The sequence below is a fragment of the Agromyces cavernae genome, from assembly GCF_021044935.1.
Lineage (GTDB): Bacteria > Actinomycetota > Actinomycetes > Actinomycetales > Microbacteriaceae > Agromyces > Agromyces cavernae.
This window is the reverse complement of sequence record NZ_JAJNMP010000003.1, coordinates 796,980-822,618: the sequence shown is the minus strand read 5'-3', so window position 1 is coordinate 822,618 and position 25,639 is coordinate 796,980. Positions and strand designations below refer to the sequence as shown.

Sequence of the window (25,639 nt, the reverse complement as noted above, 5' to 3'; positions counted from 1 at the left end):
TCGCGAGCGGGCGGGCGGAGCTCAGCCCGCGGTGCCGGCGCGATCGGGCGCCCGAAGGTCGGGTGTGCGGTGCCCGGGCGTTCGATGCTCGGGCGTTCGATGCTCGGGCCGGCGATGCTCGGGCCCGCGATGTTCGGGCCCGCGCGGCGGCCGCTTCGGCAGCGGGATCGGCGACGTGAGCGCCACCTCCTCCGAGAAGTCGGCGGGCACGAGGCGATCGTTCGCGACCGAAGAGGCGGCCGGCGCCACCGGAACGGACTGCGTCTCGATCGCGGAGAGCGCCGCGGTCGGGGCATCCGCGAATCGAACGACGGGTCGCCACGCGGAATCCGGATGCCGCGCCAACCGCATTCCCCGTGAGAACACGAGCCAGCCCAGCCCGATGAGGGCGGCGACCGCGGCCGCGACCGCCGCGACGCCCAGCGCCCAGCGCGGCCCCAGGCCGTCGGCGACCGCGCCGACGATGGGTGCGCCGACCGGGGTGCCGCCGACGAGGATCGCCATGTACAGCGCCATGACGCGACCGCGCAGCGCGGGATCGGTCGTCGTCTGCACGTAGCCGTTGGCCGTCGTCAGGATCGTGACGGCGCCGAGGCCGATGAGGATCGTCGAGGCCGCGAACGTCCAGAAGCTGGGCATGAGCGCCGCGATCAGCGTCGCGAGGCCGAAGAACGCGGTTGCCAGGATGACGACGCGGATGCGCGCGCGCTCGCGGCGGGCGGCGAGCAGCGCACCCGTGAGTGAGCCGATCGCGAGGATCGACGAGAGCAGGCCGTATTCGCCGGCACCGCGCCCGAACTCGACCGCCATCGTCGACGAGAAGATCGGGAAGTTCATGCCGAACGCACCGATGAGGAACACGATGACGAACACGATCATGAGATCGGGCCGCGTCAGCACGTAGCGGAAGCCCGCGATGAACTGCCCCGACTCCCGTGGCGCTCGCGACACCGGCCTCAGCCGCCCGCCGCGCAGCATGGCGAGCGCGCCGAGCACCGCGATGAACGAGATGGCGTTGATGACGAACACCCAGCCCGAGCCGACCAGCACGATGAGCACGCCGGCGACGGCGGGGCCGATGAGGCGGGCGGAGTTGAACGACGCCGAGTTCAGCGCGACCGCGTTCGACATGTTCGAGCTCGAGACGAGGTCGGAGACGAAGGTCTGGCGCGCGGGCATGTCGACGGCATTGACGACGCCGAGCGCGAGGGCGAACGCGTAGAGGTGCCAGAGCTCGGCGTGGCCGAGGATGAGCAGCAGGCCGAGGCCGAGGCCGAGCAGCATGAGCGCCGACTGCGTGAAGAACAGGATCTTGCGGCGCTCGAAGCGGTCGGCGAGGAGGCCGGTGATGGGCACGAGCAGCAGTTGCGGGGCGAACTGCAGTGCCATGGTGATGCCGACGGCGAAGGCGTCGTTGTCGGTGAGTTCGGTGAGGACGACCCAGTTCTGGGCGGTGGCCTGCATCCAGGCGCCCACGTTCGAGACGAGGGCGCCGATGAACCAGATGCGGTAGTTGCGGTGGGCGAGGGAACGGAACATTGCACTCACTGGGTGGCGAGCCCTCCCATCAGTTCTGCGGCGCGGGCGAGCACGGCGCGGTCTTCTTTCGAGAGGTCGCGCAGGCGGGTGGTGAGCCACGCGTCTCGCTGCGAGATGGTGGCCTTGACGAGGGCGATGCCCGCGTCGTTCAGGGCGATGTTGGTCTTGCGGCGGTCGATCTCGTCGGCGGTGCGCTCGATGTAGCCCGTCTCTTCGAGGCAGTTGACCGTGCGGTTCATCGACGGCGCCGACACCTTCTCGCGCTCGGCGAGTTGGGTGAGGGTCTGCGTGCCGCCGCGGTAGAGGGCGCCGAGGACGGCGAACTGCGCGTCACTGAGTGCCTCGTCGGCCTTCTGCGCGCGCATTCGGCGGGCCAGTCGGAACGTCGCCAAGCGCAGCTCGGTGCTCTGCTCTGCGATGGTTGCCATGGCTAATTAGTGTAGCTCATTAGCATTGCTAAGTAAAATTGAGGTCTCGAGGTTCAGGTCCGATGATGAAATCGATTTCGGATTTTCCCGATCCGCCGTATCGTGGCCGAGACGATCGAGGAGGATCATGCGCCATGTCCGTAGCATCAGCAACCCAAGCACCCGGAGCGGAATTCGACGAGGTGTCTGCGCCGCCATGGCGGTCACAACGGCCCTCACGCTCAGCGCATGCGCCGGCCCGAACGCGGGCGGGGCTGCACCGGTGATGCTCGATCCTGACCCCGACAAGCCGTTCGTGCTCGAGGGCGTCGGGAACGTCACCGAGATCGCGAAGCTCACCGGACCCGACGCGATCAACGACACCGAGGCGGTCGGCGTCGCCGGCACCGACCTCGGCTCGATGGTCAATCTGGGCGACAGGACGTTCTTCCTGTTCGGCGACACGTTCGGGGATCGCGACCCCGATTCGTACGGCGGGCAGGGCGGCATGTGGCGCTCGAACGTCTCGGCCTGGACGGTCGACGACGACCCGAGCGACGGCATCGCCTTCGACGGCTGGACGCCCGTCGACGACATCGGCCTCGCGGCCGCCCTCGTCGAGGGCGAGCACGACGCGAACGATGGCTCGGGCGAGGTGACGAAGATCCCGACCTACGGCTTCGCGATCGACGACACCCTCTACTTCTCATATATGTCGGTGAAGTTCTGGGGCGAGCCCGGCGCCTGGGACGCGAACTACGCGGGCCTTGCCAAGTCGACCGATGAGGGCGAGACCTGGGCCGCGCTCGAGTCGCCGAGGTGGGCGGGTGACTCGAACTTCATCCAGGTGGCGACCGCCCATGTCGTCGACGAGGGCACCGAGTACGTGTATTTCTGGGGTATCCCGGCCGGTCGCTTCGGCGGCGTTCAGTTGATGCGGGTGCCTGCGGCGGTCGAGGCCGTCGAGGATGACTCGGCGTACGAGTACTTCGCGGGCTCCGATGGCGATGCGCCCTCGTGGAGCTCCGAGATCGGCGATGCGATCACGGTGCTCGACGGCACGATCGGCGAGCTCTCGGTGATGTGGTCGGATCACCTCGACCGCTGGATCATGAGCTACTCGGACGCCGGCAACGCCTACGTGCGAGAGGGGATCACGCCGTGGGGGCCGTGGGGTGAAGCGATCGAGATGGTGTCCGCCGCCGACTACCCGGGGCTCTATTCGCCGTACCTGAATCCGCGCTACGTCTCCGACGACGGTCGCACGATCTACTTCACGCTGTCGCTGTGGGGTCCGTACAACGTCTACTGGTTCGCGGCCGAACTCGAGCGGGGCGAGTGAGTCGGCGTCGGCGCGCGGCATCCGGCCATTGCGCTTGAAATCGATTTCGCATACTCTGGCCGACAAGTTGAGGTCAACGGCGAACCGAGAACCTGCCGGGCACCACGGCCGAAGCTCAATCGAACCGGGATTCCTGACCCGGCCACAGCATCGACTCATCGACGAGTCGAGTTCCTGAGGAGGGACGAATGCACAAGAGAATGAAGGGCCTCGCCAAGGCCGCCGCCGGTGTTGCGGCCGCGGCACTGCTCATGACGGGGTGCACCCCCGGAGGCGATGGAGGCGGGGGCGCGACGGGCAGCCCCGACAGCGGCGAGCTCAGCTTCGTCTATATGGGCGACGCCGACCAGCAGAAGGCGTTCAACGCGCTGTTCGCGGAGTTCAACAAGGAGTACCCCGACATCAAGCTCAAGGCCGTCGGCATCCCGAGCGGCAACTGGGCCACTTTCTCCACGACCGTGGCGACACGGTTGGCCGGCGGACAGAAGATCGACATCATCCAGGTGGCGACCGAGGGGCAGCGCCTGTTCGCGTCGAAGGGGATCCTCGAGGACCTCGCGCCTTATATCGAGCAGGACCAGGACGTCGTCGACGACTACTGGGCCGACATCAACCCGAACCTGCAGAAGTTCAATGAGGAGTTCGCGTCGGGTCCCGACGGTGAAACCGTCTTCATCCCCGGTGGATTCAACACGATGGCGATGTACCTCAACAAGCCGGTGTTCGAGAAGGCCGGCGTCGCGATTCCCGAGGACGGCAACTGGACCTGGGACGAGTTCGTCGCGGCGGGCAAGCAGATCAAGGAGAAGACGGGCGCGTACCTCACCGGTGCAGGCTCGGGCTACTTCGTCGACGTCATGCCCTGGCTGACGACGAACGGTGCCAGCACGTTCAACGCGGACTGGAGCGAGCCGACGTACAACTCGGACGCCGCAGTCGAGTCGGCCGAGTTCGCGCGGAGCCTCGTCGAGATGGGCCTGGCTCCGAAGCCCGGCGGGCAGTTCGACGGCAACACCGCGTTCAAACAGGGCAAGCTCGCCACCCTCAACGGCGGTCGCTGGCCGGTGCTCGGCATCCGCGACATGGAGATGGTCGACCAGACCGTCGTCGTGAACTGGCCCACGCAGACCGAGAACGGATCGCCCGTCGGGTGGGACGCGTGGAACATCACGAAGAACAGCGAGAACAAGCAGGCTGCCTGGACGTTCATCAAGTTCCTCATGTCGCAGGAGGCCGGCGAGTACTTTGCGCAGATCGGCGGAACGATCGTGCCTGCCCGCGAATCGGTCGCGAACTCCGCAGCCTTCACGGACAACGCACCGGAGGGCACGGTCAGGCTGAGCGAGGCGATGTCGTTCGCGACGCCGATTCCGTCGATCGACCAGGGCGCCGAGGCGCAGAAGGCCATCGAGGAGGCGTGGGCCACCATCGTGGCCGGCCAGGGCGAAGCGCAGAAGACCCTGGACGCGGCGCAGGCCGAGCTGGAGTCGCTGGTCGGTGAGTGACGACACGATCGTGGCGCGGCGCCCTGAAGCCCTGCTTCAGCGGCGCCGCGCCGAGGCGGCGGGCTGGCTGTTCGTCAGCCCCGCCGTCCTCCTCTTCCTGATCTTCGTTGCCGGGCCGTTCGTCTTCGCGATCGTGCTCGCCTTCCTGAAGTGGGATCTGCTCACGCAGCCCGAGTTCGTGGGGCTGGCGAACTTCGAGCAGCTGTTCTCCGACCCCGAGCTGCCGCAGGTGCTCTGGAACACCTTCGTGTTCGCGTTCGCCTCGATCGTCACGCACCTCGTGTTCGGGCTGCTGCTCGCGCTCGGGGTGAACAATCTCATCAGCCGATCGATCGGCTACTTCGCGCGAGTGGCGATCTTCTTCCCGTTCCTGATCTCATGGGCGGCGGTCTCGCTGCTGTGGAAGTACGTGCTCGACCCGACGTTCGGCTACGTCGGCCAGTATGCCGCGATGTTCGGCATCGAGCTGCCGAACTTCCTCGCCGACCCCGCGTGGGCGCTCCCGGCGATCATCTTCATCGACCTCTGGCACACGCTCGGGTTCACGTTCATCATCATGCTGGCGGGCCTGCAGACCGTGCCGTCGGAGCTGCTCGAGGCCGCGCGCACCGACGGGGCGACCGCCTGGCAGATCTTCTGGAACGTGACCCTGCCGCTCATGTCGCCGACCTTGTTCTTCGCGACGATCATCACGTTCATCGGGGCGTTCCAGATCTTCGACCCGATCCAGATCATCACGAAGGGCGGGCCGCAGGGCTCGACCACGACGATCATCATGTACCTGTACGAGAAGGGGTTCCAGGCGTTCGACATGGGCTACGCCGCCGCGGTCGCCCTGCTCGTCTTCGTGATCATCATGGGTGTGACGCTGTTGCAGTTCATCGGCCGCAGAAGATGGGTGCACGAATCATGACGACCATTTCGCAGGCACGACCCGTGCCGGGCGACGACGTGCTCGTGGCCCTCGAGAAGGCCGGGCGCCGCAAGGCGCGGCGGCGCACCCCGGGCGGCGTGGTCGTCGACGTCGTCCTCGTCGTGTTCGGCGTCCTCATGATCTCGCCGCTCGTGTGGCTCATCGTGCAGAGCCTCACCGTGCCGGAGTTCGCCTTCGCGAGTCCGCCGAGCTGGCTGCCGCTCCCGTTCACGCTCGAGAACTTCGCCGACGTGTTCGACTACATGCCGTTCTTCCAGCAGTTCGCCAACTCGCTGCTGCTTGCGGCCATCTCGACGGCCGGATCGCTGATCTTCTCGGTGCTCGCGGCGTACGCCTTCGCGCGGATCGATTTCCGCGGCAGCCGGTTCCTGCTGGTGCTCATGCTGTCGGCGCTCATGGTGCCTGCCCAGCTCGTGATCATCCCGATCTTCATCATGATGCGGCAGGTGGGGCTCGTCGACACCCTGGCCTCGCTCTGGTTGCCGGCCCTCATCAACGTCTTCCAGATCTTCTTCCTCTCGCAGTACTTCAAGACGATCCCGCGCGAACTCGACGAGGCCGCGCGCATCGACGGGGCGGGCCACCTGTGGATCCTCTTCCGCATGCTCGTACCGCTCTCGGCGCCGGCGATCGCGGCGCTCGCGATCCTCGGCTTCGAGGCGTCGTGGAACGGCTACTTCGGTCCGCTCATCTTCCTGTCGAGCCCCGAGAACATGACCCTGCCGCTCGGACTCGTCACGCTGCAGAATGGCTTCGGCGCTGCACCGGCCGTCGTCGTGTTCGCGGCGATCACGATGGTCGTCCTGCCGCTCCTCGTCGTCTTCCTCGCCTTCCAGCGGCAGATCGTCGAGTCGGTAGCGTCGACGGGGCTGAAGGGATGACCCGCGTGGCCGCCGGGCGCGCCGCCGACGAGAGCCCGGTCGTCGACCCGGTGCTGCGCCGCCTGCCCGGTGCGGCGTGGCGGTCGCTGCCGGCGCTCGCGGTGCTCGGTGTCGCCGTCGTCGCCGCGTACGTCGGCGCCGGGTGGCTGCTCGGGCCGAGTTCGCCGCTCGCCTGGGTCGCCGTCGGCATCGTCGCCGCTCCGGCGGTCGCGTGGGCGGTCGACCGGATGCAGGGCGAGCTCTTCGAGCTCGACGACCGCCGACCGGGCGTCGGGCGCCGGCTCGTGGTCGTCTGGACGTGCACGCTCGCCCCGTGCCTGCTCGCGGCGTGGAGCAGCTTCGTCGCGGCCATCGCCGATTCGTCGGGTTCGCCGTACTTCCAGGTGCTCGCCGTGGCGGGCACGGTGCTGGTGGTGGTGGTCGCGCTCGTCGCTGTCGTCGCCATCCCGGTCGGCACCATGCGCGGCGACGTCCGCGTCCGCACCATCGTCGTGATGTCGTTCCTCGCGACGATCCGGCGCCCCCTCGGCCCGCTCGCCGCGATCGTCGTCACGGTCGCCGTGGTCTGGCTCGGGCTCACCTGGTTCACCGGGCTGCTCGCCCTCGCGGCGCCCGTCTTTGCCGTACTCGCGGTCGCCGCCGCCTGGCCGACCGTCACCGCCTTCGGCGTCGCGCTTCCGTCGCTCACCCCGCAGCGCCGCTCGACCGTCGTCCCTGTCACCCCCGCCACGCAAGGAGAGGCATGACCGACATCCTCCGACAGGATCTTCCGCACACCGAGGCGCCCGCGCTCGCGATGCCCATCGGCGGTATCGGCACCGGCGGCTTCGCCGTCAACGCCGACGGGTCGCTGCGCCAGTGGCAGTTGCAGGGCATGCCGAACCACGTCGGCGCCCTGCCGGGCACGGGCTTCTGGATGCGCGTCACGCAGATCGAGCCGCCGCTCGACGTCGTGACGATGGTGCAGGGGCACCCCGTCGACGATCCGCGTGCGTCGCTGACGACGGATGCGGCGGTGCCGGAATGGATGTCGGCGGCGGCCGGGCGGTTCGCCGCCTTCGGGTCGGCCCGGTTCAGCGGCACGTACCCGATCGCCGAGATCGAGCTGAGCGATCCGAGGCATCCCGTCGCGGTGACGATGCGCGCGCTGAACCCGATGGTGCCGGGTGACGTCGAGACGAGCGGCATCCCGACCGGGCTGTTCTCGTTCACGCTCACGAACACGGGGGAGTACCCGGTGCACGGCACGCTCGCCGGCTCGCTGCTGAACGCGGCCGGCTGGGACGGCATCACCCCGATCGGCGAGCACACCCCGGGACTCGGCGGCAACGTCAACCGGCTGCTGCGCGGGCGCGGGTGGTCGCGCGTCGTGATGGACAACCCCTCGCTCGACGAGTCCGACCAGCTCGCCGGGCAGCTCGTGCTCGCGGCCGACGACCCGACGGCCGCCGTCCTCGCCAGGTGCACGGGCGTCGAGCACCTGCGCGCCTTCCTCGACTCGCGGGCGCTCAACGACGGCCGCTCGCGCCTCGAGGTCGCGCCCACGGTCGGCGACCCCCAGCTCAACGCGCCGCGCGGCGGGTCCGGCGCGAGCGCGCCCGGCCGCTCTTGGCTCGGGGTCGTCGGTGTGCCCTTCTGGCTCGAGCCGGGGCAGTCGCGCACGATCCGGTTCTCGATGTCCTGGCACTTCCCGAACCGCTTCGTCGACATCGAGCAGTTCGGGCGGCCGCACCCCGAGACCGGGGCGTCGCGCTTCCACCTCGGCAACGCCTACGGACTGCGCTTCCGCGACGCGCTCGACGTGCAGGCCGAGGTCGAGCATCGCTGGGAGGAACTCGTCGAACGCACCTCGCGCTGGACGGAGACCCTCACCTCATCGAGCCTCGCGCCGCGCGAGGCCGACTACCTCGCCGCGCAGGCCGCCTACGTGCGCAGCCCAACGTGCTTCATCGGCGCCGACGGCCGGTTCTACGGCTACGAGGGCTCGCTCGGTGCATCGACCTGGATGTGGTCGGGCGTGTTCGGCGGCTCGTGCCCGCTCAACTGCACGCACGTCTGGCAGTACGAGGCCGCGCTCGCGGGGCTCTGGCCCGAGCTCGAGCGCGACATGCGCGACACCGAGTTCGACGTCATGCAGGCGCCGAACGGCGCCATCCCGCACCGGCTGCGGGTGCCGACCTACATCCCGCAGATGATCGGCGAGATGATCGGCGGGCCCGAGGAACCGGCGCTCGACGGCATGCTCGCGACGATCCTCAAGTCGCTGCGCGACGTGCAGCGCGGCGCAGGCGCCGAATGGCTCGACCGGCGCTGGCCGTCGCTCGAGCGCCTGTACCGTCACATCACCGAGAAATGGGATGCCGACGGCGACGGTGTGATGCACGGCATCCAGCCGTCGACGCACGACATCGACCTGGCCGGGGTCAACCCGTTCATGGGCTCGCTGTGGCTCGCGGCGCTGCGCGCGTACGAGGAGCTGGCGCTGCTCGCGGGCGACGACGATGCGGCCGCCGAGGCGCGGGAGCGCTTCGAGGCCGGCTCGCGCGGTTACGACGAGGCGCTCTTCGACGGCACCCACTACATCCAGCGTCTCGACGAGGGCGACCCGACCGACTTCCAGTGGATGACGGGCATCCTCAGCGACCAGGTCATCGGGCAGTGGTGGGCGCACCAGCTCGGGCTCGGGCACATCCTGCCCGCCGAGCACGTGCGGAGCGCGCTGCGCCACGTCGTCGGCTCGAACCTCAGGCACGGCTTCGCCGACTTCAGCCACCCGTACCGGGTCTACGCCGACACCGCCGACGACGTCGGGCTCCTCATGTGCTCGTGGCCCGACGGCGGCCGGCCGGAGGTGCCGACGCGGTACGCCGACGAGGTCTGGACGGGCATCGAGGCGCAGGTCGCCGCGCACTGCCTGTTCGAGGGCCTCGACGCCGAGGGGCAGGCCGTGCTCGACGGCCTGTGGAACCGCCACGACGGCTCGCGGCGCAACCCGTACAACGAGATCGAGTGCGGTGACCACTACGCGAGGGCGATGGCCGGGTGGACGGTGCTGCAGGCGCGGTCGGGCGTGCGCGTCGACGAGGCGACGGGGACCATGCACGTCGGGCCCGCCGGGCGCTGGCCGTGGATCGCGTCGACCGGCTACGGCACGGTCGTTGTGACCGATGCCGACGTCGACGTCGACGTCGCCGAGGGGGAGTTCGCCCTCGAGATCGTTCGCCGCTAGGAGACCCAACGGAGAGCGGGCGGCGCGCTGAGCGCGTCGCCCGCACTCGAGCGGGCCGTCAGGCCCGCGGCGGCGTCGCTCCGAGGTCGGGGACCGGCGCCGTCCCGAGGTGCACCTCCAGGTCGTCGGCCGTCGGGGTCTTCGGACGCCGAGCCGTGGGCCGGTCGAGGTAGAACATCGCGGTCGAGGCGATGTCGTCGCGCAAGGGCAGGTAGCGCCATCCGCTGCGCCAGCCGAGCGCCTGGATGTCGACCTTCGGCAGGCCGGTGGTGAAGTGGATGGGGTCGAGCAGGTGCCAGCGGTACATGCCGAAGCGCTGCTGCGAGACGTAGAGACCATCGGGCCGGATCACCTGCGGCATGCCGAGGTACGGCGTCGAGAACGCGGTGTAGCCCTGGCCCGGGATGTCGAAGTTCCATGCTCCGCCGAAGTAGTCCTCGGTGCCGGTGCCGCAGATCGTCGGGTAGTCGGTGTCGTCGTCGAGGTAGAACTTGATCTCGCCCTCGCCCCACCAGCCGTTGGAGTTCACGCCCCAGGCGAGGTAGGTGCCGACGTACTGGCCCCGGCCCTCGACGCCCTCGAGGATCGTGTGGGGCACGAGTTCCTCGAGGGGGTTGGAGCGACGCCACTGCGCGTGGAAATAGCCGTCGTTCGTGTAGTCGCCGCCGATCTCGTACGTCACCTGGTAGTACACGCGCACGTCGACGACCGAGGTGTTCTCGATCGTGAGCCGGGCGCCCTCCTTGAACGGCATGGGCCAGTACGAGTTGAAGCCGCCGTGCGGGTTCGCCGCGATGACCTGCGAGTTGACCTGTGCGAACACGCCCCAGCCGTTGCAGAAGAAGTCGCCGTAGGGCACTTCGACCGCAGGCTCGTCGGCGCCGTCCCAGTAGGCGCGCAGGATGAGCGTGCGCCAGTTGTCGGTGTGCGTCGTGATCCAGATGTGCGTGATCTTGCCTGCGCCGTCGATGGTGGCGAGGTCGAAGGTCTCGCCGGCCTTGACGTCGACGCTCGGCGAGATCTTCCAGCCCGGTCCGAGATCGCGGGCGCAGGATGCCCCGGTGCCCTCGGTTGCCCGGCCGCCGCCGCCCTTCGCGCCGTCGAAGTTCTCGGGCGAGATCGACCGCGTCTGCAGCGGCCCGATCGCGGCGATCGACGAGAGGTCGGGATTCGGCGGTTGCAGGGAGTTCACGTTCAGCCACTTCCTCGTGTCGGCGCAGCACGTGGGGCGCCCGCGCGCTGGAATCGATTTCAACACTGTAAAGTGGCCTCACCGGCATGTCAACGCGGGCCGGCGCAGGGGCAGGGCGCATGGCGACGATCTACGAAGTGGCGAAGCTCGCGGGAGTTTCGCCGGCGACGGTTTCACGGGTGTTCAACGGGGTGGCCGTCTCCGACGAGAAGGTCGCCGCGGTGCGCGAGGCGGCGCGACAGCTGAAGTTCACGCCGAACCGTACGGCCCGCACCTTGCGCAAGCAGGAGTCCGAGGTGATCGCGCTCGTGATCCCCGATATCGAGAACCCCTACTTCACCGAACTCGCTCGCGGCGTCGAAGACATCGCGCAGGAGGCGGGCTTCTCCGTCGTGCTCTGCAACACCGATGCGCAGCTCGAGAAGGAGGCCACCTACCTCCAGATCGCGATCTCCGAGCACATGGCCGGGGTCATCCTCGCCGCAGCCTCCGATCAAACGAACCTCGATGACATCCAGGCCGCCGGCCGCCCGGTCGTCGCGGTCGACCGGGGCACGGGCTACGACATCGACGGCGTCATCATGGCCAATCGCACGGCGGGGCAGGCGGCGACCGAGCACCTGGTGCGGGCCGGCTACCGGCGTATCGCCTGCATCACCGGCCCGCAGCTGATCGAGACCGCGTACGAGCGGGCTCAGGGCTGGCGCGCTGTCATCGCGCGGCAGTCCCCCGACGCCGACCCCGACGAGCTGCTCCGGTACTCGACCTTCCGTGTCGACGGCGGGCGTGAGGCGATGGAGGAGCTGCTGGCCCTGCCCGAGCCGCCCGATGCGGTCGTCGCCGGCAACAACCTGCTCGGCGTCGGCGCGATCCAGGTGCTCACCGAGCGCGGGCTCACGCCGCCGAAGCTCGGCGTCGCCGTCGTCGGATCGCTGCCCTTCACGACCCTGTCGCCGAGTGCGGTCACGCTCGTCAGGCTTCCGGCACGCCACATGGGAGTGACCGCGGCCAAGATGCTGCTCGAGCGCATCGCGGGTGACGACCAGCCGGCTCGCACGGTGGTGTTGCGCGGCGAGCTGCAGCCGGCACGATCGGCCGACTGAGCCGGAGTGCCCATTCGGCGGGGGAGTTCCCGTCGCTCGTGTTCCCAGCGGCACCTTTGAGCCGATCGGGTCCTCCACGGAGCGGCGCCTCGGTGCGCCGACGGCCGTGGCGGGACATCCGATCGCGGTTGATCATGAAATCGATTTCGCATAGAGTGACCGCAGACTTGGGCGACGGTGATCGAGGAGGAACGCCATGTCGATGCGATGCACCCTCGGGGTCGACATCGGCACATCCAGCAGCAAGGGTGTGCTCGTCGCCGCCGACGGCACCCTGCTCGCCTCCGCGACCCGTCAGCACGAGGTCGACCGCCCGCGCAGCGGCTGGGTCGAGATGGACGCGACGGTCTGGTGGAGCGAGTTCGTCTCGCTCGCCCGCGAACTGCTCGAGACGGTCCCGGATGCCTCGGTCGCTGGTGTCGGCATCAGCGGCATGGGCCCGTGCGTGCTGCTCTGCGACGACGACGACGTCCCCGTGCGACCCGCGATCCTCTACGGCGTCGACACCCGTGCCGGCGAGCAGATCGACCGCATGAACACCGACCTCGGCGTCGACGAGATCGCACGCGTCGGCGGATCGCAGCTCAGCTCGCAGGCCGCCGGGGCGAAGATCGCCTGGGTCGCCGATGAGGAACCCGAAGCCTGGGCGCGTGCCCGTCGTCTCTACATGCCGGCGTCGTGGCTCGCCCGCAAGCTGACCGGCGCCTACGTGCTCGACCACCAGTCGGCCAGCCAGACCTCGCCGCTCTACGACGTCGAGGCCGAGGCATGGCACGAGTCCTGGTGGCAACGCTATGCGGCACCGGTCGAGGCGCCCCCGCTCGCCTGGGCCGGCGACATCGCGGGGGGCGTGACCGCCGAGGCCGCCGCGACCACCGGGCTCGCCGAGGGCACGCCCGTCATCGTCGGCACGATCGACGCGTGGACCGAGGCCGTGAGCGTCGGCGCGCATGAGGTCGGCGACCTCATGCTGATGTACGGCACCACGATGTTCCTCGTCGCGACGGGCGACGAGACACTGCGCACGCCGTCGATGTGGACGACGGCCGGCGCGTTCCCCGGCACGCGCAACCTCGCAGGCGGGCTCTCGACCTCGGGAGCCCTCACCGCGTGGATCGCGGGGCTCACCGACGCCGACTATCCGCAGCTGCTCGCCGAGGCCGCCGAATCGGGTCCGGGTGCGCGCGGGCTCGTCACGCTGCCGTACTTCGCGGGGGAACGCACGCCGATCCAAGACCCCGACGCGCGCGGCGTCATCGCCGGGCTCACCCTCGAGCACGGCAGAGGCGACCTGTACCGCTCGGCGCTCGAGGCGACCGCGCTCGGTGTGCGGCACAACGTCGAGACGATGCGCGCCGCGGGTGCGGACCTGCGCCGCATCGTCGCGGTCGGCGGCGGCACGCAGGGCGAACTCTGGCTGCAGATCGTGTCGGATGTCACGGGGCTCGTGCAGGAGGTGCCCGCGATCACGATCGGGGCGAGCTACGGAGCGGCCTTCCTCGCCGCCGCGGCCGTGGCCGAGCGAGCGGGTGCCGCGCTGCCGCTGATCACCGAATGGAACCCCGTGATCCGAACGATCACCCCCGATTCCGCGACCCGCGAGCGGTACGACGCGCTCTTCGACCGCTACCTGCGGCTCTACGAGGCGAGCAAGTCCGTCGTGCACGAACTCGCCGCCGAGCAACGGAGCCGCGCATGACCCCGCTGCAGGCCCGCCCGAACGCCACCCGTCGCGCCCGAGGCATCCGACTCGCGACCGGTGAGTCCGCCACCGTGAACCTCTTCCCGAACCGACGTGCAACCCCCAGCCAGGAGGCAATATGACCCAGTACACGCTCCCGAAGCCGGCGGCCCGCCCGGCGGCCGAGCCGAACACCGCCTACCTGATCGCGTCGGGCGACCTCCGCGAGTCGGCGAACACGGCCGGGTGGCCGACGCAGGCCGCGATGGAGGCCGATGTCACCGCCGCGCTCGGCGAGCTCGGCTGGAGCGTGGTGCGCGCCAACGGCGTCGATCCCGCGACGGGGCACGGCTTCATCTCGAGCCAGCGCATGGGGCTCGAGGTCTTCAAGGGCATCCCGGTCGACGCGCCCCTCATCGTCGCAGAGGCGGTGTGGCAGTACTCGCACCACGTGCTCGCGGGGCTGCGCACCCACCGGGGCCCGATCCTCACCGTCGCGAACTTCGCGGGCGACTGGCCCGGCCTCGTCGGCCTCCTCGGCCTCAACGCCGGCCTCACCAAGATGGGCAAGGACTACTCGACGATCTGGTCGGTCGACTTCACCGACGAGTGGTTCACGCAAGGCCTGCGCGAATGGATCGAGACCGGCCGCATCGAGCACGACGCCTCGCACGTGCGCCCGCTGCCCGAGCTTCCCGACACCCCCGAGGTCGAACTCGGCCGGGCGCTCGCCGACGAACTGCTCGCCGACAAGGCGATCATCGGCATCTTCGACGAGGGTTGCATGGGTATGTACAACGCGATCTTCGACGACGAACTGCTGAACGGGCTCGGCATCTACAAGGAGCGGCTCTCGCAGTCGGCTCTGTACGCCGAGATGCTGAGGGTGGGCGATGACGAGGCCGATGCGGTGGGCGACTGGCTCGCCGAGCGCGGCATGAGCTTCAAGCTCGGCACCGACGAGGCGACCGAGCTCACCGAGGCACAGCTGCGCTGGCAGTACAAGATGTACATCGCGGCGCTGCGCATCTCCGACGACTTCGGGCTCGACGCGGTCGGCATCCAGTACCAGCAGGGGCTGAAGGACCTCGTGCCGGCGTCCGACCTGGCCGAGGGCCTGCTCAACACGACCGAGCGCCCGCCGGTAGCGTCGCGCGACGGCTCGCGTGTGCTGCACGAGGGCCGCGCCTTCCCGCACTTCAACGAGGCCGACGAGGGTGTCGCGGTCGACGCGCTCGTCACCGACCGCATCTGGCGGGCGATGGGTCTCGTGCCCGACAACACCCTGCACGACGTGCGCTGGGGCGAGGAGTTCGGCGGCGAGTTCGTCTGGGTGTACGAGATCTCGGGCTCGGTGCCCGGCTCGCACCTCGGCGGGTGGCAGCACGCCGAGGGCTGGCGGCAGGACCCGGTGTTCTTCCCCGCAGGCGGTTCGACCGTCAACGGGGTGTCGAAGCCGGGCGAGGTCGTGCTCTCCCGGGTGTTCATCGCCGACGGCGTGCTGCAGGCCGACCTCTTCCGCGGCACCGTCGTCGAGTTGCCGGCCGAGGAGACGCAGCGACGCAAGGACGCCACGAACCCCGAGTGGCCGATCGCGCACGTCGTGCTGCACGAGGTCAGCCGCGACCAGTTCATGGCACGGCACAAGGCGAACCACGCCCAGCTCGTCTACGCACCCGACGCCGACACCGCCGACAAGGCGCTCGTCGCGAAGGCCGCGATGCTCGATCGCCTCGGCGTGAAGGTCAACCTCGTGGGAGCCGTCTCGCTCTGACCCCGCGCACGCACGAGGGGCCCGCGCGATTCGCGCGGGCCCCTCGGAGGCGGGATGCCTCAGTCGCAGACGAGCCTCAGTCGCAGACGAACTTCGCGTCGCCCCACACGCCGTGGGCGCCGTTGATGCTGCCCGGTGCCTCGACGATCAGGTCGACGTACTGCGCCCCCTCGAGGTCGACGTTCACCGACTCGGGCGCGAACCCGGGCGTGAACGTTCGCGACTGGTAGCGGTTGACCCCGTCGGCGTCGACCTTGAAGATCACGTTGCCGGCGAAGCCCGCCTCGAGCCCCACCTCCGCGGTGAAGGCGCTGCACGCCCCGCCCACGTAGTACGTGATCTTCGAAAGCGCGTGCACGCCGAGGCCCTTCGCGTACGTCGGCCGCTCACCCGTCTCAGGATCGGTGTAGTTGATCGCGAGCGGCAGGTCGGGCGAGTTCGCGGCGTCCTTGTTCGCCACGTTCTTGCCGATGACCCCCCAGCCGTTCGTGGCGCTCAGCCACGACAGCTCCGAGGCGAACACCGTGCCGCTCGGCGGCGTCGGCAGCGGCTGATCGACGACCTGCCAGTCGAAGATCTTGAGCCGCGACTCCGTCGGCAGCACGACGTACGCGAGCTCCTTCGCCGGGTTCAGGCGCAGCAGGTTCGAGTACACCTGGTACCTGCCCGTCGGGTACTCGTACACCGCGGGGTTCGTTGCGCTGTTGCGCCCGAGCGAGGTGATCGCGACGCTCGAGCCGCCCAGCCCCGACGCCTGCAGCAGCCAGTTCGGGAAGTACACGCTCTGCTTCGAGACGGTGCCGTCGGTGTAGTGCAGCTCGAGCTCGGGGTTGACCCCGCCGCCCGAGGCCGCCGAGGCGAGCAGGGCGAGGTGGGTTCCCTGCCCCGAGAGTGCGATGGTCTGGCCCGCGGGCGCGACCGAGTCGGCCGCGTCCGAGGGGGCAGGCCAGGTGTACTCGATCGCTGCATCGCCGGTGCCGACGGTGACGGTCGAACCGGGGACGACGCCCGCGCGGGCGAGCGCCTCGGCCGAGAACGTGGCGCCGCCGCCGTCGAAGTTGCCGGCCTTCGCCGTCGCGATCTCGGTCACCGAGTCGGCGTTGAACGCGCCGGCCAGCGACCCGTAGGCGACGTAGAGCTGGTTCGCCCCCGACACCGTGTTCGGGTCGCGCTGCGAGGTGTAGGCCGCCTCGACCGTGACGGTCTGCAGGTCCGCGGCAGCGGCATCCGTCACCTCGAATACGAACTCTGCGCTCGCCGAGCCGCCCGCCTTCACCGTGCCGACGCGGTCGCCGGCCGATGACACGAGGGTCCAGCCCTCGGGCGCGACGGGCGTCAGCACGACATCGTCCTTCGCCTTCGTGCCGGTGTTCCGGAACGTGGCGGCCACCGTGGTCTGCTCACCCTGGAAGATGCGATCGGCAAGGTCGACGGCGACGGATGCCGCGGAGGCATCGGCGTCTTCGCCGCCGACGCTGCTCGTGGCGGCGAGCACGACCTCGGCGCGCTCGCCGGAGGCGATCGGCTCGAGCTTGACCGTGACGACACCGCCGGCGTCGTCGGCGTCGTAGAACCAGCCGGATGCCGCGGCCTCGAGTTCCGCCATCGACCCGTGCTTGCTCAGCCTGGCGTCGTCGATCGTCACGTTTGCCGGAGCCGAGCCGGTGTGCGCCTCGATGACGTACGGGCGGGCGTCGGCCTTGCCCGCATAGTCGCCGTCGCGTGCCCCGATCCCGATGGTCACGGTGCCCTTCTTGCCTGCGGCGGGTGCCGTGACCGAGAAGTCCTGCGTGCTCGAGGCGCCGTCGGCGTAGGCGCGGGTGACCTTGTCATCCTCGTAGAGTGCGAATTCGCTGTCGCCCTGCGGGTACACCGACAGCGTGATGGGCGAGTCCTCGGGAACGAGCGAGGCGTTGCGGGCGATGATGCCCTGCGGCACCAGGGCGCCCGCGCGCACGAAGATCGGCAGACGCTCGAGGGGTGCGGGGTGGCCGTTCAGCACCTGCCCGCCCTCGTGCACCTTGCCCGTCCAGTAGTCGACCCACTGGTCGCCGGCCGGCAGGTAGATGCCGTTGCGCACGGTGGTCTTCGTGAACACCGGGGCGACGAGGTAGTCGCTGCCGAGCAGGAACTCGTTGTTGGCCTCGACGCTGTACGCGCCCGGGTCCTTCGGGTACTCGAGTGCGATCGACCGCATCATCGGCAGGCCGCTGCGGTGCGATTCGGCCGCGAGCGAGTAGATGTACGGCATGAGCTGCTGACGCAGTTGCAGGTAGTCGCGGTTGATCGCGGTCGCCTGCTCGCCGTACAGCCACGGGCGCTTGTCGGTGTTCGCCCAGCCGCTCATCGAGTAGAGCGCGGGCGCGAAGGCCTTCCACTGCAGGTCGCGCACGTAGCTCTCGGCCGAACCGCCGAAGATGCCGTCGACATCACCCGTGGTGAACGGCAGGCCCGAGTTGCCGGCGCCGGTGAGCGCCGAGACCTGCCAGCGCACGGCGTCGAGGTTGCCCGAGTGGTCGCCGGTCCACTGCATGCCGCAGCGCTGCGACCCCGCCCAGCCCTCGACCATGAGCGAGGTGCCGCGAGCGTCCGAGTACTGCTCGATGCCGTCGTGGGCGGCCTCGCAACCCGTGAGCGCGAGGCGGTAGCCCGAGCCGACCCAAGCGACGTCGAGCTTGCGCAGGCGGACGCCGGCTTCACCGACCTCGTACTCCTGCTCGGTGAGCGAGCGCTGCGTCCAGAGGCCGGTCTTCAGGCCGGTCTCGGCCTCGATCGCGTCGACCGTCTCGGGCAGCTCTTGGTACTCGCAGCCGTACCCGTCGTTCACGAGCATCCAGCCGCCCGGCATGTCGTGCTCGACGAAGTCCTTCGCGACCTCGAGCGCCTGCGGAGTGCGCAGTTTCGCCGGGTCCTTGGAGCCCGAGTACGTCGGGCTGGAGCGGTTGTAGCAGTCGGCGTCGCCGTACTCGAGGGCGTACACCGGCGGCATCATCGGCCGGCCGGTGAGCTTCGTGTAGCCGTCGAGCGCCTTCGTGTACGACCCGACGAAGTAGTAGGCGTCGAAGCGCTGCTCGGCGTGCGTGGTGGTGTGCGCCGCGAAGTCGTAGCTGCCCGCGGCGAAGGTGTTGCGCAGCACGCCGTAGCCGTTGGACGACATGTAGTACGGCACCGCGTTCGGGTAGCCCTCGTCGTCCCAGTCGAAGTTGCGCGCGACGTTGATGGTCGCCCCGGTGTGCACCGAGCGGCCGTTCTGCATGCCGCCGCCGAGGAACTGCTCGCCGTCGACCGCGTCGAGGTGCTGGGTGGTCGAGCGGTCGCCGAAGGAGAGCGGCGCGGATTCCGACCAGACCACCGATCCGTCGCTGCGCTTCAGGGTGGCGGCGCCCGAGGCGCGGTCGATCTCGAGCGTGACCGCCGAGGTCGCGATGGCGATCGTGTCGCCGTCGTTCACGTCGACGGATGCCCCGTCGAAGTCGCCGCTGCCCACGACGATGTTCGCGGTGCGGGCGGGGTCGCCCTGCGGGGTGTTGGCGGGATCGGTGAACTCGCCGGTCGGCGTTCCCTCGAGGCGCAGCGTGCGCTCATCGAGGAATGTCGCACGGAGCGCCCCGTGCTCCGCGTCGAGCGTGACGGTCGCGCCGTCCTGTTCGACGTCGACGATGGCCCCGAGCGCCTCACCCGTGTCGTCGACGGGAACCTCTGGGATCACCTTCTTCGGGGTGATGGGCGTGGGTTCGGTCGCCGCGGCCGCCGGTTCGGGCATCGACCCGACCGCGAGGGCGAAGGAACTCAGGCCGGTCACAGCGACGATCGCCGCAAGACCGAGAGCGGTGGCGCGTCGGGGTCGCCCGGCGACGCGTGTTCCAGGTGGAAGCATCATTGCTCGCATTCGTAGGGGTGTGAGTGAATATGGTTGAAACACTGCGAAACGTTCAAATAAGATCATTCGAGAATCATCCCCGTCAAGGGGAATCAAGGAATTCGATGACGAATCCGGGCCGGCCGCCGACGGTCGGGAAATTCCGGCGTCACGGCCTCCGGCGCGCCCCGGCGGGCCTCGGCGCGCCATCCGGTGCGCGTCGGGTGAGCGCGAGCGGATGTCGCGACTGCCACAATGTCCGCATGCCCACGTTCACCGACGAGTACGGAGTCCGGATCCACTACCAGTCGTGGCGCGTGCCCGACCCGACCGCCGTGGTGCAGCTCGCACATGGCATCGGCGACCACATCGGTCGCTACGGCGAGCTCATCGAGGCGCTCAACACGGCCGGCTACTCGGTGTGGGCCGATGACCACCGCGGTCACGGGCAGACCGGCTTCGAGCAGCACGGCGGTGACCTCACCCGCATGGGGCGACCCGGCCCCGGCGGCATGCGCGCGGCGCTCGCAGGCCTCGAGCAGTTCGGCGAAGTCATCCGCGACGCCGAGGGCGACGACGTCCCGCTCGTGATGCTCGCGCATTCATGGGGGTCGTTCATGGCGCAGCACGTCGTCAACCGACACCCCGATCGCTACGACGCGGTCGTACTCACCGGTACCTCGTGGCTGCAACTCGGGTACACCAACATCGGCGATCTCAACAAGCGCTTCGCACGACCAGGGGGCACGCCGATGGAGTGGATCAGCCGCGACACGGCCGTTCCCGAAGCGTTCATGGCCGATCCGTACACGACGAGTCGCACGCTCCAGCAGCTGTTCGGCTGGCCGCAGTCGTTCACGCTCATCCGGCGGCCGTCGAAGCGCATCCCGAGCGAACTTCCCCTGCTCATCATGGTCGGCTCAGAGGACGTGGTCGGGGGTGTGCGCGGCTCGAAGGCACTCCTCAACGATTACATCCGGCGCGCGCACCTCGTCGACGCGACACTCGTCGTCTACGAGGGCGCCAGACACGAGCTGTTCAACGAGACGAACCGCGAAGAGGTGCGCGGCGACCTGATCCGCTGGCTCGACGAACGCTTCGCGGTCGACTGAGGTCAGTCGGCCCGCGACGGCGGCACGTCGAACCCCAGCAACCGGATGCGCGGGTGGTGCGCGGCGCGCGACTCGGTCGCCCACGGATACACGATCGTCGTCAGGTTGCAGTTGCCGAGCACGGGCAGCAGGTCGCGGTAGCCGTCGGGATCCATGCCCGCCAGCTCGCAGAACATCAGCCTGATGAGGGTCGCGTGCGCGACGATCAGCACCCTGCCGTCGGGAAACTCGGCGACCAGCTCGTCGAGCACGGGAAGTGCGCGAGCGATGCCGGCACGCCCGGCCTCGCCGCCCGGCAACGGCTTCGACGCGGGCGCCTCGCAGAACGCCGCCCACTCCGCGGGGAAGCGATCGACGATCTCGTCGGGCGTGAGTCCCTCGGCTTCGCCGAAGTCGATCTCGACGAGACGGTCGTCGAGGCGCAGTTCGAGGCCGGTCGTCTCGATCGCCGGTGCCGCCGACCGTCGTGCGCGGCTGAGGGGTGATGCGACGATCGCGTCGAGGTGCGCATCGACCGCCCAGGCGCCGAGCGCGGCGGCCTGCCCGAGCCCGTGGCGCGTGAGTGCGACGTCGGAGTTGCCCGCGTAGCGGTGCTCGGCGTGCCAGATCGTCTCGCCGTGGCGCGCCAGGAAGAACGTCGTCATGCCGCAAGCGTACGCAGGCAGCCGCGGGATGAGGAGGGAGCGAAGCGACCGTCTCGAAACCGCATGACGAACGGTGCAGAGTGCGGTAGTTTTTGAACATGTTCGAAAATGAATCGAGGATGCCCCGGAGCAAGGCCGAGCGCACGCGGGCGCTCATCCGCGACACCGCGCTCGCCTCGTTCCGCGAGCGCGGCTTCGACGACACGACGGTACGGCTGATCGCCCAAGAGGCGGGCGTCTCGCTCGGCAACGCGTACTACTACTTCCCGACGAAGAACCACCTGGTGCAGGAGCTGTACATCGAGGTGCAGCAAGAGCACCGCGCGGCCGCCGAGCCGCTGCTCGCCCAGGCCGACGACCTCGTCGACCGTCTCGGCATCGTCTACCGCACCGGCCTCGCGACGCTCGAGCCGTTCCACCGCTTCGCGCCGGGCTTCCTGAGCGCGGCCGTCTCGCCGAAGTCGCCGATCAACCCGCTCGCCGCCGACTCGGTCGAGGCGCGCGAACTCGCGGTCGGGCTGTTCGACGAAGCCGTCACGGGCGCGAAGCACTCGATCCCGCCCGATATGGCGAGAACGCTTCCCGACGCGTTCTGGCTCGGCTACCTGCTGCTCGCCCTGTTCTGGGTCTACGACGCATCACCCGGCCACGAGCGCACCCTGCGGCTCCTCGACCGCGGGCTCAAGCTCCTCGGCCTGGCGCTGCCGCTCCTCCGGGTGCCGCTCGTGCGTGCGCCCATGCGCGAGCTGCTCGAACTCGTCGGCGAGGTGCGAGCATGACCGTGCCCGCACCGGGGGTCGCCGGGCGGTATGGGATGCGGGTTCGCACGCCTGAGCTGCCGATGGCGTTCACCTTCGGCGAGTTCGCTCGCGGAGCCGGGATCGCATGGCTGGTGTTCCAGCTCGTCTTCCCGCTGAGCTACCCGTTGATCATCGTCGTCGCGGCACTCATGTCGTCCGACCCCGCAACGGCGATCTCGTCGGCGTGGGCACAGGCGCTGATGTGGGGAATCCTGGGCATCCTGTGGAGCTTCGTCTTCGCTCTGCCGTGGTCGCTCGGCGCCCTCGTGCTCCTCGGCGGTCCTGCGGCCTGGGTGCTGGGCCTTACGCTGCGCCGGGTGCGGTCGATCGGCGTGCATCTCGTGCTGTTCGCGATTCTCGGGCTCGGGGTCGGCGGACTCACGGCATGGCTTGCGAGCAGCACGATGTCGACGGGCGCCGGCATCCCGTATGCCGTGATCGGCGCAGTGGTGACCGCGGTGAGCGTCGCCTACGGCTGGCATCGCACAGCCAGGCGCGCGCTGAAGGACGACGCCCTCTTCAACGAGCAGGCGAGTCTTCGAGACGCTGGTCTCGAGACGGCGCCGGGGCGCCTCCTCGACCCACCGCCTTCGTCGCTCCTCAACCCGCTCGAACGACGCGATCCGTAGGCTGTACCCCATGCACGGTGAGTACAAGGTTCCCGGCGGCAAGCTCGTGGTGGTCGACTTCGACGTCGTCGACAACGTCATCCGCGAGCCGCGCGTCGCGGGTGACTTCTTCCTCGAGCCCGACGAGGCGTTGGGCGACATCAACGCCGCGCTCGACGGCCTCGCAGCGGCATCCGATGCGAAGCAGATCGCCGCGGCGATCACGGCGGGCCTTCGCCCCGACGCCGTGATGCTCGGGTTCTCGGCCGAGGCGGTCGCGGTCGCGGTGCGACGTGCGATGACGGATGCCACGAGCTGGGCCGATTACGACTGGGAGATCGTGCACGACCCCGCCGTGCCGCCCCGCCTGCACCTCGCGCTCGACGAGGTGCTCGCCACTCGTGTGGGCGAGGGGCGGCGCAAGCCCACGCTGCGATTCTGGGAGTGGGACGAGTCGGCCGTGGTCATCGGCAGCTTCCAGTCGGTGAAGAACGAGGTCGACCCCGAGGGGGCCGAGAAGTACGGCTTCGACGTCGTGCGGCGCATCTCGGGCGGCGGCGCCATGATGATGGAGCGCGGCAACGTCGTCACCTACTCGCTCTACGTGCCCGCCGAGCTCGTGCAGGGCATGAGCTTCGCCGACTCCTACGCGTACCTCGACGACTGGGTGCTGCAGGGCCTTCGCGCCATCGGCATCGCGGCGACCTACCAGCCCCTCAACGACATCGCGAGCCCGACGGGCAAGATCGGCGGCGCCGCGCAGAAGCGGCTCGGCTCGGGCGCCGTGCTGCACCACGTCACGATGGCGTACGACCTCGACAACGAGAAGATGCTCGAGGTGCTGCGCATCGGCCGCGAGAAGATCAGCGACAAGGGCATCGCCTCGGCGGCCAAGCGCGTCGACCCCCTGCGGTCGCAGACGGGGCTCAGCCGTGCGGCGATCATCGAGAGCCTGAAGCAGACGTTCACCTCGTTGTATGGGGCCACCCCCGGCACGGTCTCGGCCGACGAGCTCGCCGAGGCCGAGGCGCTCGCCGAGACGAAGTTCGCGACGAGCGAGTGGCTGCAGCGCGTGCCGTGAGCGGCACCACGCGGCGCTGCCGTGCCGTGCGCTGCCGTGCCGTGCGCACCGAGCGTCCGCCCCGCCGCGGAGTCGAGCGGAATCGGCGCTACGGTTCCCGACCCTCGGCGGGACGCGCCCGCGCGATCGCGGCGGCGATGGCGACGCGCGCGCGACCGACGACCGCCGTGTCGCCGAACAGCACCGAGTAGTAGTTGGCATGCTCGACCGCTGCCGTGAGGTCGAAGGCCAGCTGAGCGATGTCGGCGTCGGTCGCAAGCTCCCCGAGGGCTTGCGCCCGCCGGGCGGCTCCATCGATCAGGCCGATCCATTCCCGCTGATCGGCGGCCGCCTCGTCGTGGGCGGAACCGGACTGGGCGTCGAACTCCGCCATCATCCCCGCGAAGAAGCAACCACCGGGGAACACTCGGCGCTCGACGTATGACAGGTACGCCTCGCAGAGCGACTCCAGTCGGCGGATCCCTTCCGGTGCCTCGAACGCCGGCGCGATCACCTCGCGTTCGAAGATCGCGCGAGCCTGGCGGATGATGTCGAGCTGGAGCCGCCGTTTCGACCGGAAGTGCGCGTAGAGCCCGCTCTTGCTCACGCCGACCTGTTGCGCGAGGCGCCCGATCGAGAGTCCGCCGAGACCTTCGACCGAAGCGAGGCGCACGGCGGTGTCGAGGATCGCAGCGTACGTCTGCTCGCCGTCGGAGCGACGGGGTCGGTCCAGGTCGATCGGCTCGCTCATCTTGACAAGATAGCACGGTCGTGCCATCTTAATCTGAAGATGGCACGGTCGTACTATCTCAAGGAGGGCGATCATGAAGAGCGATCGACCAGTCGTCGTGGTCGGTGCAGGGATGGCCGGCATGGCCGTCGCCGTCGCGGGCCTGGCCTTCGGGTTTCGCGCACTCGTCTTGGAGCAGGGTGATCGCGTCGGTTCGGCGTGGGCACACCGGTACGACCGTCTGCGCTTGAATACGTCATCTCCCTGGGCGACGCTATCCACGCGGAACGCCCATGTTCCCGACCCGCGACGAGGTGATCAGGCATCTCGAGACGCATGCCGCCGAAGACGGTGTCGATGTGGTTCTCGGCACGAGCGTCCGACGGATCGAGCGCGCGGCTGCCGGCGGCTGGGAGCTGCACACCAGTGCCGGATCGATGGGCGCCGACGAGGTCGTCATTGCGACCGGCTACGAGAATCGGCCCGTCGTTCCGACGTGGCCCGGCCGACATGAGTTCTCCGGGCGGCTCGTCCACGCGTCGCAGTACACGAACGCCGAGACGTACCGCGGCCTTTCGGTACTCGTGGTCGGCGCGGGCTGCTCGGGTATGGAGATCGCCTACGACCTCGTCGAGGGTGGGGCTGCGTCGGTGAGGATCGCTGTGCGAACACCGCCGAACCTGATGCTCCGGTCGAGCCCCGGCCCGGTCGCGAACGACTGGATCGGCGTCCCGCTGATGCACCTCCCCGTTCGGATCGCCGATACGATCAGCCGATTCGGCCAGCGATCCGATACCGGTGACCTCACGGCATACGGCCTGCCGATGCCAGAAGAGGGTCCGTTCGCGAGAATGCGCAGGCGCGGCACCGTGCCGACGATCGTCGACCCGGAGGTCGTCGAGGCGATCAAGGCCGGGCGGATCGAGATCTCGGCCGCAGTCGAGTCGCTCGACGCCCACGGGGCAGTGCTCGCCGACGGCACCCGGGCGGAGTCCGACGCGATCATCTGCGCCACCGGCTACCGCAGCGGCCTCGAATCCCTCGTGGGCCACCTCGGCGTTCTCGACGACGACGGTGCGCCTCGCCGGCGCGGGGCCGAACCGGCCGCCTCGGGCCTGCGATTCGTCGGATTCGTCGCCCGGCCCGGCGCTCTCGGGTACATGGCGAAGGAAGGCAAGCGGGCGGCCAGGGCGATCGCACAGGAGCGCCTCGCCGCGTAGGCCGTCGGAGGTCCGAGGC

The 25,639-nt window shown here is 69.4% G+C and carries 21 protein-coding genes and 1 pseudogene; 16 read left to right on the top strand and 6 right to left on the bottom strand.

All coding sequences use genetic code 11. The features are described from left to right. Nucleotides 1-21: 21 nt before the first annotated feature. Nucleotides 22-1,539, bottom strand: a complete 1,518-nt coding sequence (locus LQ757_RS15140; protein WP_231048075.1) for an MFS transporter — start codon at nt 1,537-1,539, stop codon at nt 22-24. Between the two features lie 5 nt (nt 1,540-1,544). Next, nucleotides 1,545-1,967, bottom strand: a complete 423-nt coding sequence (locus LQ757_RS15135) for a MarR family winged helix-turn-helix transcriptional regulator (RefSeq protein WP_231048074.1) — start codon at nt 1,965-1,967, stop codon at nt 1,545-1,547. Nucleotides 1,968-2,163: 196 nt separating this feature from the next. Between LQ757_RS15135 and LQ757_RS15130 the strand changes: the two genes are divergently transcribed. From LQ757_RS15130 to LQ757_RS15105, 6 genes are all read left to right on the top strand, one after another. Then, nucleotides 2,164-3,288, top strand: coding sequence for a glycoside hydrolase family 183 protein (locus tag LQ757_RS15130; protein ID WP_231048073.1), 1,125 nt, complete (start codon nt 2,164-2,166; stop codon nt 3,286-3,288). A gap of 188 nt (nt 3,289-3,476) precedes the next feature. Continuing rightward, the gene (locus tag LQ757_RS15125; protein WP_231048072.1) at nt 3,477-4,793 is read left to right on the top strand and encodes an ABC transporter substrate-binding protein; all 1,317 of its coding nucleotides are present in this window, start codon (nt 3,477-3,479) and stop codon (nt 4,791-4,793) included. Then, nucleotides 4,786-5,706, top strand: coding sequence for a carbohydrate ABC transporter permease (locus tag LQ757_RS15120; protein ID WP_231048071.1), 921 nt, complete (start codon nt 4,786-4,788; stop codon nt 5,704-5,706). Before LQ757_RS15125 ends, LQ757_RS15120 begins: the two co-directional genes overlap by 8 nt. Then, nucleotides 5,703-6,608 (top strand): carbohydrate ABC transporter permease, encoded by a 906-nt coding sequence (locus tag LQ757_RS15115; protein WP_231048070.1) that lies wholly within the window; start codon nt 5,703-5,705, stop codon nt 6,606-6,608. Before LQ757_RS15120 ends, LQ757_RS15115 begins: the two co-directional genes overlap by 4 nt. Next, nucleotides 6,605-7,354 (top strand): hypothetical protein, encoded by a 750-nt coding sequence (locus LQ757_RS15110; protein ID WP_231048069.1) that lies wholly within the window; start codon nt 6,605-6,607, stop codon nt 7,352-7,354. The genes LQ757_RS15115 and LQ757_RS15110 overlap by 4 nt, the downstream gene beginning before the upstream one ends. Then, on the top strand, nt 7,351-9,837 hold the full coding sequence (locus LQ757_RS15105; RefSeq protein ID WP_231048068.1) for a GH116 family glycosyl-hydrolase: 2,487 nt from the start codon (nt 7,351-7,353) through the stop codon (nt 9,835-9,837). The genes LQ757_RS15110 and LQ757_RS15105 overlap by 4 nt, the downstream gene beginning before the upstream one ends. Nucleotides 9,838-9,895: 58 nt before the next feature. Here LQ757_RS15105 and LQ757_RS15100 read toward each other — a convergent pair whose 3' ends face one another. Further along, nucleotides 9,896-11,029 carry a glycoside hydrolase family 172 protein gene (locus LQ757_RS15100; RefSeq protein WP_231048067.1) on the bottom strand — a complete coding sequence of 378 codons (1,134 nt, stop codon included), beginning with the start codon at nt 11,027-11,029 and terminating at the stop codon, nt 9,896-9,898. Nucleotides 11,030-11,148: 119 nt separating this feature from the next. Between LQ757_RS15100 and LQ757_RS15095 the strand changes: the two genes are divergently transcribed. The 4 genes from LQ757_RS15095 to LQ757_RS15085 all read left to right on the top strand — a co-directional run bounded on the left by LQ757_RS15095 (nt 11,149) and on the right by LQ757_RS15085 (nt 15,587). After that, nucleotides 11,149-12,132, top strand: coding sequence for a LacI family DNA-binding transcriptional regulator (locus LQ757_RS15095; protein ID WP_231048066.1), 984 nt, complete (start codon nt 11,149-11,151; stop codon nt 12,130-12,132). Between the two features lie 196 nt (nt 12,133-12,328). Then, nucleotides 12,329-13,831 (top strand): FGGY-family carbohydrate kinase, encoded by a 1,503-nt coding sequence (locus tag LQ757_RS15090; protein WP_308195638.1) that lies wholly within the window; start codon nt 12,329-12,331, stop codon nt 13,829-13,831. Further along, entirely contained in the window at nt 13,828-13,956 is a 129-nt protein-coding gene (locus LQ757_RS19240) for a hypothetical protein (protein ID WP_255681444.1), read from the top strand. Before LQ757_RS15090 ends, LQ757_RS19240 begins: the two co-directional genes overlap by 4 nt. Beyond that, nucleotides 13,953-15,587, top strand: a complete 1,635-nt coding sequence (locus tag LQ757_RS15085) for a fucose isomerase (RefSeq protein WP_231048065.1) — start codon at nt 13,953-13,955, stop codon at nt 15,585-15,587. Before LQ757_RS19240 ends, LQ757_RS15085 begins: the two co-directional genes overlap by 4 nt. A gap of 76 nt (nt 15,588-15,663) precedes the next feature. Here the strand turns inward: LQ757_RS15085 and LQ757_RS15080 are convergent, their stop codons facing one another. Further along, entirely contained in the window at nt 15,664-19,389 is a 3,726-nt protein-coding gene (locus tag LQ757_RS15080; RefSeq protein ID WP_231048064.1) for an NPCBM/NEW2 domain-containing protein, read from the bottom strand. A gap of 320 nt (nt 19,390-19,709) precedes the next feature. On the opposite strand from LQ757_RS15080, the gene LQ757_RS15075 reads away from it, so the two are divergent. Further along, complete coding sequence (locus LQ757_RS15075) at nt 19,710-20,558, top strand: alpha/beta fold hydrolase (protein ID WP_231048063.1); 849 nt, start codon at nt 19,710-19,712, stop codon at nt 20,556-20,558. A gap of 2 nt (nt 20,559-20,560) precedes the next feature. Here LQ757_RS15075 and LQ757_RS15070 read toward each other — a convergent pair whose 3' ends face one another. Then, a complete protein-coding gene (locus LQ757_RS15070; protein WP_231048062.1) occupies nt 20,561-21,202 on the bottom strand; it encodes a histidine phosphatase family protein in 642 nt (213 codons plus the stop codon). A gap of 119 nt (nt 21,203-21,321) precedes the next feature. Between LQ757_RS15070 and LQ757_RS15065 the strand changes: the two genes are divergently transcribed. Genes LQ757_RS15065 through lplAB form a run of 3 tightly spaced genes read left to right on the top strand, consistent with a single transcriptional unit; the run spans nt 21,322 to nt 23,691 of the window. Continuing rightward, the gene (locus tag LQ757_RS15065; RefSeq protein WP_231048061.1) at nt 21,322-21,981 is read left to right on the top strand and encodes a TetR/AcrR family transcriptional regulator; all 660 of its coding nucleotides are present in this window, start codon (nt 21,322-21,324) and stop codon (nt 21,979-21,981) included. Then, nucleotides 21,978-22,631: a hypothetical protein gene (locus tag LQ757_RS15060; protein WP_231048060.1), complete on the top strand. Its 654-nt coding sequence runs from the start codon at nt 21,978-21,980 to the stop codon at nt 22,629-22,631. Before LQ757_RS15065 ends, LQ757_RS15060 begins: the two co-directional genes overlap by 4 nt. Before the next feature lie 10 nt (nt 22,632-22,641). Further along, the gene (lplAB, locus tag LQ757_RS15055; protein ID WP_231048059.1) at nt 22,642-23,691 is read left to right on the top strand and encodes a lipoate-protein ligase LplAB; all 1,050 of its coding nucleotides are present in this window, start codon (nt 22,642-22,644) and stop codon (nt 23,689-23,691) included. Between the two features lie 88 nt (nt 23,692-23,779). On the opposite strand, the gene LQ757_RS15050 is transcribed toward lplAB, so the two are convergent. Beyond that, complete coding sequence (locus LQ757_RS15050; protein ID WP_231048058.1) at nt 23,780-24,421, bottom strand: TetR/AcrR family transcriptional regulator; 642 nt, start codon at nt 24,419-24,421, stop codon at nt 23,780-23,782. Nucleotides 24,422-24,494: 73 nt separating this feature from the next. Here LQ757_RS15050 and LQ757_RS19545 point away from each other — a divergent pair. After that, nucleotides 24,495-24,656, top strand: a pseudogene (locus tag LQ757_RS19545) (NAD(P)-binding protein); the annotation flags it as partial. 37 nt (nt 24,657-24,693) lie between these two features. After that, on the top strand, nt 24,694-25,620 hold the full coding sequence (locus LQ757_RS15045) for an NAD(P)-binding domain-containing protein (protein ID WP_231048057.1): 927 nt from the start codon (nt 24,694-24,696) through the stop codon (nt 25,618-25,620). Nucleotides 25,621-25,639 lie beyond the last annotated feature (19 nt).